The organism is Neisseria sp. Ec49-e6-T10 (assembly GCF_051132615.1).
Taxonomy (GTDB): domain Bacteria; phylum Pseudomonadota; class Gammaproteobacteria; order Burkholderiales; family Neisseriaceae.
The window spans coordinates 566,407-579,743 of sequence record NZ_CP152375.1 but is presented as its reverse complement, the minus strand read 5'-3'; the positions used below and the strand labels follow the sequence as shown (position 1 = coordinate 579,743).

At 37.4% G+C, this 13,337-nt stretch carries 14 protein-coding genes; 8 read left to right on the top strand and 6 right to left on the bottom strand.

Annotation, left to right across the window (positions count from 1 at the left end):
- Window positions 1-4: 4 nt before the first annotated feature.
- Window positions 5-1,903, bottom strand: coding sequence for a biosynthetic arginine decarboxylase (gene speA, locus AADH04_RS02890; protein ID WP_434778747.1), 1,899 nt, complete (start codon window positions 1,901-1,903; stop codon window positions 5-7).
- A gap of 283 nt (window positions 1,904-2,186) precedes the next feature.
- Here speA and cas1f point away from each other — a divergent pair, with 283 nt between their 5' ends.
- The 4 genes from cas1f to AADH04_RS02870 all read left to right on the top strand — a co-directional run bounded on the left by cas1f (window position 2,187) and on the right by AADH04_RS02870 (window position 5,466).
- Window positions 2,187-3,128: a type I-F CRISPR-associated endonuclease Cas1f gene (cas1f, locus tag AADH04_RS02885; RefSeq protein WP_434778746.1), complete on the top strand. Its 942-nt coding sequence runs from the start codon at window positions 2,187-2,189 to the stop codon at window positions 3,126-3,128.
- Between the two features lie 123 nt (window positions 3,129-3,251).
- Entirely contained in the window at window positions 3,252-4,130 is an 879-nt protein-coding gene (locus AADH04_RS02880) for a toxin-antitoxin system YwqK family antitoxin (protein WP_434778745.1), read from the top strand.
- Between the two features lie 132 nt (window positions 4,131-4,262).
- The gene (locus AADH04_RS02875) at window positions 4,263-4,625 is read left to right on the top strand and encodes a hypothetical protein (protein WP_434778744.1); all 363 of its coding nucleotides are present in this window, start codon (window positions 4,263-4,265) and stop codon (window positions 4,623-4,625) included.
- A 463-nt stretch (window positions 4,626-5,088) separates the two neighbouring features.
- Window positions 5,089-5,466 (top strand): hypothetical protein, encoded by a 378-nt coding sequence (locus tag AADH04_RS02870; RefSeq protein WP_434778743.1) that lies wholly within the window; start codon window positions 5,089-5,091, stop codon window positions 5,464-5,466.
- Between the two features lie 319 nt (window positions 5,467-5,785).
- Here the strand turns inward: AADH04_RS02870 and AADH04_RS02865 are convergent, their stop codons facing one another.
- From AADH04_RS02865 to AADH04_RS02845, 5 genes are all read right to left on the bottom strand, one after another.
- Window positions 5,786-7,141, bottom strand: coding sequence for a PFL family protein (locus AADH04_RS02865; RefSeq protein WP_434778742.1), 1,356 nt, complete (start codon window positions 7,139-7,141; stop codon window positions 5,786-5,788).
- Window positions 7,142-7,156: 15 nt separating this feature from the next.
- The gene (locus tag AADH04_RS02860; RefSeq protein WP_434778741.1) at window positions 7,157-7,426 is read right to left on the bottom strand and encodes an ACT domain-containing protein; all 270 of its coding nucleotides are present in this window, start codon (window positions 7,424-7,426) and stop codon (window positions 7,157-7,159) included.
- 89 nt (window positions 7,427-7,515) lie between these two features.
- A complete protein-coding gene (locus AADH04_RS02855; RefSeq protein WP_434779787.1) occupies window positions 7,516-7,671 on the bottom strand; it encodes an MGMT family protein in 156 nt (51 codons plus the stop codon).
- Between the two features lie 350 nt (window positions 7,672-8,021).
- Window positions 8,022-8,429 (bottom strand): hydroxyisourate hydrolase, encoded by a 408-nt coding sequence (gene uraH, locus AADH04_RS02850; RefSeq protein WP_434778740.1) that lies wholly within the window; start codon window positions 8,427-8,429, stop codon window positions 8,022-8,024.
- 366 nt (window positions 8,430-8,795) lie between these two features.
- Window positions 8,796-9,851, bottom strand: a complete 1,056-nt coding sequence (locus tag AADH04_RS02845) for a bifunctional transcriptional activator/DNA repair enzyme AdaA (protein WP_434778739.1) — start codon at window positions 9,849-9,851, stop codon at window positions 8,796-8,798.
- Window positions 9,852-10,039: 188 nt separating this feature from the next.
- On the opposite strand from AADH04_RS02845, the gene ttcA reads away from it, so the two are divergent.
- The 4 genes from ttcA to AADH04_RS02825 are packed head-to-tail and all read left to right on the top strand — an operon-like array spanning window position 10,040 to window position 13,276.
- Window positions 10,040-10,954 carry a tRNA 2-thiocytidine(32) synthetase TtcA gene (gene ttcA, locus AADH04_RS02840; protein ID WP_434779786.1) on the top strand — a complete coding sequence of 305 codons (915 nt, stop codon included), beginning with the start codon at window positions 10,040-10,042 and terminating at the stop codon, window positions 10,952-10,954.
- The gene (locus AADH04_RS02835; RefSeq protein WP_434778738.1) at window positions 10,944-11,735 is read left to right on the top strand and encodes a polyamine aminopropyltransferase; all 792 of its coding nucleotides are present in this window, start codon (window positions 10,944-10,946) and stop codon (window positions 11,733-11,735) included. Before ttcA ends, AADH04_RS02835 begins: the two co-directional genes overlap by 11 nt.
- A gap of 10 nt (window positions 11,736-11,745) precedes the next feature.
- The gene (locus AADH04_RS02830; RefSeq protein WP_434778737.1) at window positions 11,746-12,063 is read left to right on the top strand and encodes a (2Fe-2S) ferredoxin domain-containing protein; all 318 of its coding nucleotides are present in this window, start codon (window positions 11,746-11,748) and stop codon (window positions 12,061-12,063) included.
- A gap of 37 nt (window positions 12,064-12,100) precedes the next feature.
- Complete coding sequence (locus AADH04_RS02825) at window positions 12,101-13,276, top strand: O-succinylhomoserine sulfhydrylase (RefSeq protein WP_434778736.1); 1,176 nt, start codon at window positions 12,101-12,103, stop codon at window positions 13,274-13,276.
- Window positions 13,277-13,337 lie beyond the last annotated feature (61 nt).

The following is a 13,337-nucleotide window of genomic DNA, read 5'->3' as shown; positions in this document are numbered from 1 at the left end:
TATTTTATTCATCTTCTAAATAAGTATAACCGCTTAATCCTTGTTCAAATAAAGCCATAAACGCCGATTTTGTGTGCTCATCTAAACAGGTTGCTTTAACTTGTTGGTTAAAGTGTTCAGTTAATATATGTGGTGCTTGTTGCACATATTCAAGCATTTGTGCCACGGTGTTGCCTTCTTCTGTTTGATCCATTTTAATCGTACCATCTGCACCCACAAATACATCCACTGAAGCCGTGTCACCAAATAAATTGTGCATATTGCCTAATATCTCTTGATAAGCACCAACCATAAAAAAGCCAATTAAAGGTGGGTGTTCAGGGTCGTATTCAGGCATGGGCATTGTGTTGGTAATGCCGTCTCCATCAATATAATGATCAATTGTACCATCCGAATCGCACGTAATATCCAATAATACCGCGCGCTTATTCAGTGGCTGATCTAAACCACTTAAAGGCATCACAGGGAAAAGTTGATCAATACCCCATGCATCAGGCAAAGATTGAAATAAAGAAAAATTGACATACAGTTTATCGGCCATTCTTTCTTGTAATTCATCAATAATAGGGCGGTGTCCTCTGTTACTTGGGTCTAATAATGGTTGAATGCCTGCACAAATAGCCAAATAGGCTTGCTCTGCCCAAGCGCGTTCAGTTAGGTTAATCAATCCAAGCGAGTATTGTGTGTGTACATCATTTAAGTCTAATTGGCTATCATGTAACCATTCACGTAATGAACGTGGTTGCCTGTTGCTTTGGACTTCTTGCCAAGTACGCCATAAGCTTAATAATGCTCTGGGGGCATCGTCTTTTGGTACATTTGGTGGTAAAAATAGACTTTGCTCAATACCAATAATATTCGATACCAGTACCGTATGGTGCGCCGTGATGGCTCGACCTGATTCAGTAATGACTGTAGGGTGGGGGAGGTTGTTTTCATTGCAAGCATTGCCTATTTCCCAAATAATATTATTGGCATATTCGTATAGCCCATAATTAACCGAGCAGTCAGAATGTGAACGAGAACCTTCATAATCTACACCCAAACCGCCACCCACATCAAAACATTGAATCTGAACCCCCAGTTTATGCAATTCCACATAAAAACGGGCTGATTCCCTTACCCCAGTTGCAATATCACGGATATTGCCAATTTGAGAACCTAAATGAAAATGCAATAATTGCAGGCTATCCAGTTTATTGGCTGTTTTTAGAGTATCCACCAGTTTAAGTACTTGAGTGGCAGACAACCCAAATTTTGATTTTTCCCCACCGCTGGCTTGCCATTTACCCGAGCCTTGAGAAGCCAAACGAGCACGTACCCCCAAGCGCGGGGTAACATCTAATTTTTCTGCCTCTTCAAGCACAATAGCAATTTCAGACATTTTTTCAATGACCAAATAAACCTTATGCCCCAGTTTTTCACCCATCAGTGCCAAACGTATATATTCGCGGTCTTTATAACCATTACACACAATAACCGAACGGGTAAAATCAGCATGGCTTAATACAGCCAGAAGTTCTGCTTTAGAACCTGCTTCCAAGCCTAATGGTTCACCTGAGTGGATTAATGCATCAAGAATACGACGATGTTGGTTAACCTTAATAGGGTAAACCAAAAAATAATTACCCTGATACCCAAAAGATTGTTTTGCCCCTTCAAATGCCTGATTAATAGAACGCAGTTGATGTTGCAAAATTTGTGGGAAACAAAAAAGAGCAGGTAAACGCAACCCCTTTGTTTGCATCTGCTGGGCTAAATCATTTAAATCAATTGTGGCGTTTGGGTGTTCTGGATTAGGGCAAACCCTGATATGACCATTGTCATCAATATGATAATAATTATTCCCCCAATGATCGATATTATAAGTTTGTCGAACCTTATCAAGAACCATGTGTGACATACAATAACCCTGTAGAGAATAAAGTTAAAAACAGCAATTATTTAGCCATAATTGCCCGTTATTGTTTTGTTTGACAAAAGACAAGCAGTATAACTTATTTTTTAAAATAGATTTAAAATTTATGGCTGTTTTCTGTTTGTTTCTTATTTAAAAAGTGCATAGTCAAATGGTGGTAAAGACGATTAATACCCTCAAACAAAATTGTTTAAAGATAAAAATGATATTATGCTAAAAATAATCAAATAAAATAGAGCAAACCACCAGATTAAAAAATAGGAAACTTATGGAAGCTTTAACCGATTTAAAAGCCATATTACATTCTAAACGAGCCAATTTATATTACCTCGAAAAATGTCGGGTGATGCAAAAAGATGGGCGGGTCTTGTATTTAACCGAAGCCAAAGACGAAAACTATTATTGGAATATTCCCATCGCCAATACAACCGTTATTTTATTGGGTACCGGTACTTCCATCACACAAGCGGCCATGCGTATGCTAGCCAGTGCTGGGGTATTGGTAGGGTTTTGTGGTGGTGGCGGCACCCCTTTATTTGCAGGCAGTGAAATTGAATGGCTGACACCACAAAGCGAATACAGACCAACAGAATATGTGCAAGGCTGGCTTTCGTTTTGGTTTGATGAGCAAAAACGTTTGGCGGTTGCCAAAAAATTCCAATTAGCCCGTATTCAATACCTAAAAGCTGTTTGGTCAAAAGACAAAGATTTAAAAGCAGAAGGCTTTGATTTAGCCGATCAAGATATTGAGCAAGCACTGACCCACTTTATCAATAAAATAGATAATGTAAATAAAGTAGGTGATTTATTATTAGTTGAAGCACAGCTGACCAAACGATTGTACAAAATAGCTGCAGCACGCACCCAACAAAAAAATTTCGAACGCCAACATGATGGTGGTGATATTGCCAATAATTTTTTAAACCATGGTAATTATTTAGCCTATGGTTTAGCCGCCACGACTTTGTGGGTATTGGGTATTCCACATGGTTTTGCTGTAATGCATGGCAAAACTCGCCGCGGAGCATTGGTTTTTGATATTGCCGATTTGGTTAAAGACACATTGGTTTTACCATGGGCATTTATTTGTGCCAAAGAGGGCGGCTTAGAAATCATTAACACCAAATACACTAAAAGCATCAACGTTAACCGCCGCATAGGCGGCTTAGAAACTACTCATATTAATACTATCCTTACAAACTCTCTCTAAATTGCTACAGTGTTATTCATTAACTGATCATATATTGCATATTTATTTTATTAAATTTAAATTACATGTGATAATAGGTTAATTACATGTAACAGTTGATGTATTTTTACAGCGGAGTAATTTATGATCAAGTATCTATCCTTAGCAATGATCTTTTTATTATTAAATGGCTGTGATGCTATTAATGAAAAGTTCCATCTTACAAATAACAAAATTTCTGATACTGAAGTTGTTTCCGAAAAGGAAAATAAAATACTGGCTTATTTTCCTGAAAGAGATTTGCTCAATCCTAGTGTTAAGAAGAGTGATAACTTTTACTACAGAAAGCTTTTAGGTAAAAATAAAAATGGCGATTATGTTGTTCAACATTTTTATAAAAGCAATCAAAAAAAATTAACAGACCCTATTATTATAAAGGAGCAAAATGATTTGTTGAAAGAGGAGCCGCTATCAATAAATGGATTGAGAACAATATATGCTGAAACTGGAGAAAAAACGGGAGAAGGCTGGCTGTTTAATGGAAAACCAAATGGTTATTTTGTTCGTTGGCATAAAAATGGAAAGAAATTTTTAGAAAAATATTTCATAAATGGGCAGCAATATGGTATTACCACTATCTGGTTTGAGAATGGGCAAAAATTAATTGAGGGCATGATGATAAATGGAAAAGCAGAAGGTTTATATGTGACATGGGATGAAGATGGGCAAAAAGCAACTGAAGCTAGATTTGTTAATGGAAAAGAAAATGGTGTTGGTAGAATGTGGATAGATGGAAAATTAAGGAGACAAACTGAGTATAAAGATAATCAATTACATGGACGTTCAATTTCTTGGCATAAAAATGGGGTAAAAGCATCAGAACTGACATACATAAATGATAAACCAGCAGGGGTGGGGATTATATGGGATGAAAATGGCAATAAAGAAATAGAAAAAACTTACAAAGACGGAAAAGTCATAAAAAAGAAATGTTATAAAGGTTTGGAATATTGTTCAGATTAATGTGTTTTTATGAAGAGTGATAGATTATCAAAAACCTATATGATATATGTAGTAAGCTAAATTGAGATTGATATAATTATTTAATTTGTATAATAGTTGGTTGCATTTTACAAATTTATTTAAGGATAGAATATGAGTGAGAAGGCACTTTACAATGCTCTTTGTAAATTTAATCAACGCAGATTGATTTATATTTCTTTAATTGCTTTTTCGTTAAGCCTTGCTTGTTCAATACAAATAGCCGATGCCTATAACTTAGCATCTTATCAGATTACAAAGGGGACGCTTGCTGGAACAATTATTGGTACCCCCCTTGGTCTTTTTATACATCGTATAAGAAAAATGATCATATCAGATGATTTTTTGGCTGAGAAATATGGCAATAATTATCGTATCATTGCTATTGGGGCACCATATTTTTTTATTGCCTTTGCACCTATCCTTTTTGGGTTGCTCTTTGTTTTATTATTTACCATAAAGTTTGTTTTAATTTAAGTACGATTTTTTACTTATGATAATCTTTCAGTACTTAATTCTAATCATTTTTTGTTTTTAAATTAATCGATTATTTTGTATAATTGAATTTTTAAAAACGATTTCCTGTTTTTTCCATATCCTTCGATATCCTCTTATCTGTTCGATCATTTATCTTTCCTTGCAATACAACATATTCATAAAAAGTATCCGTTATCCATTCAAAAATCCTTCACAGCTTAAGTAGAAGCTGTAATAATAACTCTTGTACGGTTCAATAGCCGTATAGGGAGTGGCATCCCTTATACAAGACCAACAAGTCAATAAAAGACTTGTTGCCCGTTGTTTGTTCACCTCAATGGTGGCACAGACAGGGCAGCCTTCGGGCTGGACAGCTCTTGTATCTGTTATGCCACCCCTGTTTGTGTCATCACCCTAACTTTATGTTTGGGTGATGGTGTTATAGCCGAACAGGAGGTGCAGTATGTCAGATTTAGGTTTTTCTAAGGGGCAACACCCCGATTTTCTTATTCATCAAAATGTTGTAGAAAAAACGTCTTTAAATACCCCATATTGTTTAACCGCAAGGTTTTATGATGTGTCAGGTGTTGATGCTCAAAAAATTTATGATACAGCGATTCACACACAGCAATGTTTACAAAAGGGCAATAGTGCTTTATTGCACATAACAGAGCAATATATCCACTACACTAAAAAGCCTAATATTGATTTAATACAGGATGTTTTGTCGATGCAGTATTATTTATCAGAACTGATGCGGGGCATACAGTTGTCTATTTTTACGGTTGCAGGGACAGCAGAACAGTTTGAGCATAAACGGTTAAAGCGAGAAGGCAAATAAAAAATAGGGTGATGTTTGATTGAATCAATATGTTTTTAATGGATGAGTAAACAGATCAAAATGGTGTATTTTTTTCATTAGTGTGGATAGTTTTATCCTCAAATTCTCTTGATATCTCTGTGGATAACCCTGTTATATATATTGATTCAATTCAAGATATTCAGGTGCTTAAATTTTAAGCATACGTTGTTTTTGAAAAAATTCAATATAAATAATGGAAAATTTGTTTATTATTATGATCAATTCATGATAAGAATTTTTGCCAGATAAAACAAAAGCACCATAATCAAATGGTGCTTTTTTAATAAAAATAAGGGTTTTAATTTTTAAATGAATGAATAGGTGCAGGAATTCGCCCACCTCTGGCAATAAATTGTGCCGATGATTTGGGGTTAACAGGCATCACAGGCGCTTCGCCTAAAAGGCCGCCAAATTCAACCATATCGCCCACTTTGGTGCCAGGTGCTGGGATAATGCGCACAGCCGTGGTTTTATTGTTAATGACGCCTATTGCCGCTTCGTCTGCAATAATGGCCGCAATGGTGCTGGCAGGTGTGTCGCCCGGTATGGCGATCATATCCAAACCTACTGAACAAATGGCGGTCATGGCTTCTAATTTTTCTAGGTTAAGCGAGCCTGCTTTAACTGCATCGATCATGCCTGCGTCTTCCGATACGGGAATAAATGCGCCAGATAAGCCACCCACATGTCCACAAGCCATCACGCCTCCTTTTTTTACAGCATCGTTTAATAAGGCTAAAGCGGCGGTTGTGCCATGGGTACCCACCATTTCTAAGCCCATTTTTTCTAGGATATGGGCAACTGAATCGCCAATGGCTGGGGTAGGGGCAAGCGAAAGGTCAACAATGCCAAAAGGCACCCCTAATCGGCTTGATGCTTCTTTACCCACTAATTGACCCATACGGGTGATTTTAAAGGCAGTTTGTTTGATGGTTTCGGCAATCTCATCAAATGGGGCATCTGGTAGTTTTTCGATGGCTCTTTGTACCACTCCTGGGCCACTGACGCCAACATTTAACACACAATCGGCTTCGCCCACACCATGAAAAGCGCCTGCCATAAATGGGTTGTCTTCTACTGCATTGGCAAACACCACTAGTTTTGCACAGCCTAAGCCTTGGTTATGGGCTGTTAATTCGGCGGTTTGTTTGATGATGTCGCCCATTTGTTTGACTGCATTCATGTTGATACCGGTACGGGTTGAACCAACATTAACCGAAGCACAAACAATATCGGTTTGGGCTAGGGCTTCGGGCAATGAAGCCATTAAAATTTTATCGCCTTTATGACAACCTTTTTGTACCAAGGCAGAAAAACCGCCAATAAAATTGACGCCAACGGCTTTAGCCGCTTCGTCTAAGGTTTTGGCAAAAGCAACATAATCGGTGTCGTCGCTTGCGCCTGCAATTAAGGAAATAGGGGTAACGGAGATGCGTTTGTTGACGATGGGAATACCAAATTCTGCTTCAATGGCATTGCCTGTGGCAACTAAATTTTGGGCTAAACGGGTGATTTTGTCGTAAATTTTTTGGCGGGCTTTTGCGCCATCGCTGTCTATGCAATCGAGTAAAGAAATACCCATGGTGATGGTTCTGATATCCAGTTTTTCTTCTTCGATCATGCGGATGGTTTCAAGAATTTGTGATGAGTCCATGTTTTTTCCTTTAGATTAAAGTTTGTGCATGGCATCAAAAATATCTTGACGCTGAATGTTGATTTGCATACCCAGTTTGTCACCAACTTGATTAAGCGCTTCTTTTGCTTGCACAAATTCTAGGTTCATTTGGCTGATGTCGCAAACCATCATCATGGTGAAATAGCCTTCCATAATTGTTTGGGATAAATCCAGAATATTGATGTTTAACTCGGCAAGTTTGTTACTGACGCCGGCAATAATACCTACTTTATCTTGACCCACAACGCTAAGAACGGCTTTCATTTATTACTCCTTTCAAATTAAGGTGTTAAATTAAGGTGATTCTTTTCAAATTCCAGTAACCAGCGTTTACGCTATAAGCAACCGCCATATTAGGTAAGATTATCATTAGCGCCAATGATGTGATGGCAGGGAATAATGACTGAAATTCGATTCATCCCATTGGCGTACCTAATGGCACGTATTGCTTTGGTTTTTATAATTCGTGTTGCTTTTTTAAGGTAGGGGCATGTTGTCCGATAAGTAATGGTTTGTAAAGCTAACTTTACTTGTTCTTAAAAAAGGGCTTTTTTATTTTACATGATATTGCTTGTGAGAATACTTTTGAATATTTTTTTATTTCTTGATCTATTTGGTCTGTTTTTTCTTGAAGTGTGCCTTTTAGCCTATTCGGACAATATATTCAGACGACGGTGGGGATTAGAGAGAAGAGATGGTTGCGATCGAATGTTTGGGTGATGTTTAAAATTACAGACAATTAATGTTTGGTTTTAAAAAGCCAGCAGGGGTTATTTAAACAACTGCTGGCATGATCCATTAACGAATATATTCAGGTACTTTAAGAGTCAATTGGTCATCAATGAATTAAGTAAGTTGATTAATTACCTCGGTAAGTTGAGAAGCCATAGGGGCTGATTAACAATGGAATATGGTAATGTGGTAATTTTCCATCAACGTTAAAAACAACTGGAATCTCAGGAAAAAATGTTTCAGTGTTATGCGATTTAAACCATTTATCCATCGCAAAAGTCACGCGATAAATACCATTTTCCAAGGTTTTATTTTGTGGATAAAGGGCTGTAATTCGACCTTGTTCATTGGTGACACCTTCATTCATTAAAATCCATTGGTTGCCTTTTTTCTGTTCTAATTTTACTTCAACACCAGAAGAAGGTAAGCCATTTTGTGTATTTAATACATGTACGCTTAATGGGTTATCGGCAGCGAAACTTGATAAAGAAAACAATGTACAAAATAAAATAGATAAAAAGCGAACGTATTTCATAAAAACTCCTTGTGATTGTGTATTAACAACAATTATTTATTAGTATAGCCAGTATGCTGGATTGAATTCTGCGGTATTTAGCAGAATCAAAACAGTTGACTGTCATGATGGTAATGAAATTTTATCTATTTGGTGATATTTAATATCAATTAATTAAATAGTCGTTAGGTCTTTAATCAAAAAAACAATTGGTTGAATTTTTAATAGTCAATAGGCTGTTTAATAAATGATTCAGTATCTTACTTAATATAATAGGGTTTTTGCAGCTTTTGACAAAAATGAATGAGCTAGTGCAATGTAAAATTTGATGCTGTTGCGCTAAGAGCTTGATGTTTTTCTAAGCCATTTAAATGATGGCTTAGAAAGCTAATGGTGGTTTTTATTATGGCTTCTTTCAAGTTCCAGTAACCAGCGTTTACGCCATAAGCCGCCACCATATCCGGTAAGATCACCATTCGCGCCAATAACACGATGACAAGGAATAATGATTGAAATTCGATTCATCCCATTAGCGTGCCCAATGGCACGTACTGCTTTTGGTTTGCCCATCATTGTTGCTTCTTCAAGGTAGGAGCAAGTTGTTCCATAGGGGATGGTTTGCAAAGTTGCCCATACGTGTTCTTGAAAAGGGGTGCCTTTTGTGTCTAAAGGGACAGTAAATGTTTGAAGGGTACCTGCAAAATACGCTTGTAATTGCTCGGTTAATATGTCAAAAAAAGGGCTTTTGCTTTGAATAATAACTGCGTTAAATATTTTTGTCAGTTGTTTTAGTTCGGTTTCTAACATTTTGCGGTCTGTAAATTCAAGCAAGCAAATGCCTTTGTCGGTTGCCCCTGCAAACATGGTGCCTAAAGGGGTGTTTAAACGGGTCAGGTAAATGATTTTTTGTTCTTTGGTGTGTGAGGGGGCAACGCCAAAAATATTTTTAAAAGATTCTCCAAATCCACTAAGCGAATCAAACCCACTATCATAGGCAACATTGGTGATGGATTGGCCTTCTTGTATTTTATTAAAGGCGTGGTTGATTCGATTAATGCGTTGATAGGCATGAAAAGTCATGTTGTAATTTTTTAAAAACCAACGCCTTAAGGTGCTCGGGTCAATATTTTGTTGGATTAAGTCGGCATCTTTTAATTTGATTTCTGGGTGGTTTTCTATTTGTTCTAAAAGAGCCGCAATGTATTGTGGCGTTTCATTGGGTTGATTGAGTGGTTTGCATATTTTACAGGCACGGTACCCTTTTAAAATGGCTTCTTTTGCTGTCGTAAAAAATTCGACATTTTCTTTTTTAGGTTTTCTGGCGGTACAGGTAGGGCGGCAGAATATGCCTGTGGTTTTGATGCCAGCAAAAAATATGCCTTCAAAAGTAGAGTCCTTATCCAATAAGGCTTGGTACATAGTGTCATCGTTTAATGTGTTCATTGAATCAATCTTTATTGGTTTTAAGTGGGGAAAGAAAACATAATTTAACCAAATAGGCTCTTTGGCACAACCGAAAAATGAGCAGTTAATTTTGATAAGGTATCTGGTTTTTTTATGGATTATGCTAAACCGAAACACAATTCTGGCGTACAATATCTTTTTTATTTGTTAAGTGTAAAATTGTTGTGATGCAATCTGTTGAAAAAAAGCAAAAATATGAAACCGATAAATTAACCAAACGGTTACGCCATTTGGTGGGTGATGCCATAAATGACTTCAATATGATTGAAGATAACGACAAAATTATGGTGTGTTTATCAGGTGGTAAAGATAGCTTTGCTTTACTGCATATATTAATGGGCTTGCAAAAGTCGGCACCCATTCATTTCGAATTAATCGCGGTTAATTTGGATCAAAAACAACCAGGTTTTCCTGAACATGTTTTGCCTGATTATTTAAGTGGTTTGAACATTCCATTTAAAATTATTGAAGAAGATACTTATAGCATTGTTAAAAGGGTGATTCCTGAAGGTAAAACAACTTGTTCTTTATGCAGCCGTTTAAGACGAGGTATTTTGTATCGTGTGGCAAAAGAACTGGGTGCGACTAAAATTGCTTTGGGGCATCACCGTGATGACATATTAGAAACGCTGTTTTTAAATATGTTTTATGGTGGCAAACTAAAAGCTATGCCGCCAAAATTGGTGTCAGACAACGGCGAACATATGGTGATTAGACCCTTAGCTTATGTGCGGGAAAAAGATTTAATCCGTTATGCGCAAATAAAAGAGTTTCCCATTATTCCATGTAATTTATGTGGGTCACAGCCTAATTTGCAACGTCAGGTTATTAAGGATATGTTACAAACTTGGGATAAACAGTTCCCCGGTCGGTTAGAAAGCATGTTCAGTAGTTTGCAAAATATTGCGCCTTCTCATTTGGCTGATACTCGGTTATTTGATTTTACCCATCTGCAAACAGGTTCAGTACCAGCAGGCGGTGGTGATATTGCTTTTGATAAAGAAGAAAGTCAAATAGCGGCTAAACCAACCATGAGTATTTTAGACAATAGAACAAAAATAGGAATTCAAAGTGGCACGTAATCTTTACCGACGTAAGGTACGTTCAAATGAACCTGATTTGCCTGAAGTGGATATTTCGGAAGAGGGCAATATTCGTTCATTACATTTAGGTAGTCCAACGGTACAAAGTTCAATGGATCTGGATGATCCGACTCGTCTGGTTTTATCATATAGCCGCAGTATGATGGCATGGTTGCTGTTTTTACAAAACCCAAAACAAATTGTGCAAATTGGTTTAGGTGGTGGCTCTTTTACGCGTTGGATTGATTATTATCTACCTCAAACCAAAGATATTGTGATTGAAATTAATCCACAGGTTATTGCTGTGGCTAAATCATTTTTTGAATTACCTTTTGAGAGTGAACGCTTTGAGGTGGTTCAGGCTGATGGGGCACAATATATTAAGGTGTTTAGGAAATCGGTAGATGTGATTATGGTCGATGGGTTTGATGGTGTGCAAATTGTTGATGCTTTGGTAGAAGAAGATTTTTTTCAGGACTGCAAAAAGGCATTATCAGAGCAAGGTATTTTTATCACCAATTGGTGGAGTAGAGACAAGCGTTATGCTTATTTTATTGAGAGTTTAAAAAGCGTGTTTGATGGGCAAGTGCTTGAAGTACCTGCTTCAAGCCATGGCAATATTGCGGTTATGGCTTTTAAACAAAGTCCAGCAACAATTGATTTGGAAAAATTGAAAAAAACGGCACAACAATTAACTGAGCAATATCATATTGAATTTGATGCTATTTTTTCTGCCATCAAAAGTCATAATCAACACAATAATAAACAGTTAATATTTTAGAGGTATCAGCATGAGTTATTTTAGTCACCATGTTTTTGTTTGTACCAATAAACGCGCTAATGGCGATGCTTGCTGCGCTGATTTTCAGGTAGAAGACGCTTTTAATTTATTGAAGCAAAAAACCAAAGAAATGGGTATTGCTGGAAAAGGTAAAGTACGCATAAGTAAAGCGGGGTGTTTAGGTCGGTGCGAATATGGCCCTGTATTGGTGATTTACCCTGAAGCAGTGTGGTATACCTTTGTTGATGAGCAAGATATTCATGACATTATTGATCAGCACTTGGTTCAAGGTCATGTTGTTGAACGTTTACTGATTCCAAAAGATTAAAAAATTAAACTCATCATAAAAACAAGAGAGAAATAACATGTCACAAGATAAACAATATCATCCGCAAACACTTGCCATTCGTGGTGCACGTCAAATCAGTCAGTTTCATGAACATAGCCAAAGTTTATTTTTAAGCAGCAGTTTTATGTTTGAAAGTGCGCAGGCTGGTGCGGCATTGTTTGCTGGAGAGGCAGAAGGCTATACGTATTCTCGTACTGCTAACCCAACTGTGACTGCTTTTCAAGACCGAATGGCTCAGTTAGAAGGTGCTCAAGCAGGTATTGCCACTGCAACAGGAATGGCAGCAATACAAGCAACGATATTAACATTTTTAAAAGCTGGTGAGCATATTGTGGCAAGCCAAAGTTTGTTTGGTACCACTTTAGGTTTGTTAAACGGGCAGATGCCTAAATTGGGTATTGATGTAACATTTGTTGCCCCATCTGATTTGTCTGCATGGGAAAACGCCATTCAAGATAATACGCGTTTATTGTATTTAGAAACGCCTTCTAATCCACTCACTGAAATGGCCGATATTCGAGCATTATCGCAGTTGGCCAAAAGTAAAAATGTGTTATTGGTCGTTGATAATTGTTTTTGTACCCCTGCTGTACAACAGCCTATTAAATTAGGCGCTGACTTAACAGTTAATTCGGCCACTAAAGGAATTGATGGGCAAGGGCGGGTTATGGGTGGCGTGGTTTGTGGCAGTAAGGAACTAATTGAACAAGTGTTTATGCATGTACGTACAGCAGGGCAAACCTTGTCTGCTTTTAATGCATGGGTGTTGATGAGTGGTTTGGAAACACTGTTTGTTCGTACTGAAAAACAAAATGACAACGCGTTGGCTTTGGCAAAATGGCTGGAGCAACACCCTAAAGTGCAAAGAGTTTATTACCCAGGCTTACCGAGTCATCCTCAACATGAATTGGCAAAGGTACAGCAAAATGGGTTTGGTAGTGTGCTGTCTTTTGAGGTAAAAGGTGACCGAGCTCAAGCTTGGCATGTAGTTGATCAGGTGTGTTTATTTTCAAAAACAGCCAATGTGGGCGATGTAAAATCGACAATTACCCACCCTTATACCACCACGCATGCCAGAGTGACACCTGAAGATAAAGCCAAGGCAGGTATTAAGGAAAGCTTATTGCGCTTATCCATAGGGCTAGAACATATTGATGATTTGAAAAATGATTTGGCACAAGCATTAAGTTAATCTTAATGGGCAATAAAAAAAGGGAAGATATTGATCCTCCCTTTTTTTATGAAAATTTTAT

What these genes read in the sequence shown, in the direction of transcription:
- ttcA (WP_434779786.1), top strand. Translation starts at nt 10,040, where the DNA reads ATGCAATCTGTTGAAAAAAAGCAAAAATATGAAACCGATAAATTAACC.
- AADH04_RS02865 (WP_434778742.1), bottom strand. Translation starts at nt 7,141, where the DNA reads ATGGACTCATCACAAATTCTTGAAACCATCCGCATGATCGAAGAAGAA.
- AADH04_RS02875 (WP_434778744.1), top strand. Translation starts at nt 4,263, where the DNA reads ATGAGTGAGAAGGCACTTTACAATGCTCTTTGTAAATTTAATCAACGC.
- AADH04_RS02830 (WP_434778737.1), top strand. Translation starts at nt 11,746, where the DNA reads ATGAGTTATTTTAGTCACCATGTTTTTGTTTGTACCAATAAACGCGCT.
- AADH04_RS02825 (WP_434778736.1), top strand. Translation starts at nt 12,101, where the DNA reads ATGTCACAAGATAAACAATATCATCCGCAAACACTTGCCATTCGTGGT.
- AADH04_RS02880 (WP_434778745.1), top strand. Translation starts at nt 3,252, where the DNA reads ATGATCAAGTATCTATCCTTAGCAATGATCTTTTTATTATTAAATGGC.
- AADH04_RS02860 (WP_434778741.1), bottom strand. Translation starts at nt 7,426, where the DNA reads ATGAAAGCCGTTCTTAGCGTTGTGGGTCAAGATAAAGTAGGTATTATT.
- AADH04_RS02870 (WP_434778743.1), top strand. Translation starts at nt 5,089, where the DNA reads ATGTCAGATTTAGGTTTTTCTAAGGGGCAACACCCCGATTTTCTTATT.
- uraH (WP_434778740.1), bottom strand. Translation starts at nt 8,429, where the DNA reads ATGAAATACGTTCGCTTTTTATCTATTTTATTTTGTACATTGTTTTCT.
- cas1f (WP_434778746.1), top strand. Translation starts at nt 2,187, where the DNA reads ATGGAAGCTTTAACCGATTTAAAAGCCATATTACATTCTAAACGAGCC.
- AADH04_RS02845 (WP_434778739.1), bottom strand. Translation starts at nt 9,851, where the DNA reads ATGAACACATTAAACGATGACACTATGTACCAAGCCTTATTGGATAAG.
- speA (WP_434778747.1), bottom strand. Translation starts at nt 1,903, where the DNA reads ATGTCACACATGGTTCTTGATAAGGTTCGACAAACTTATAATATCGAT.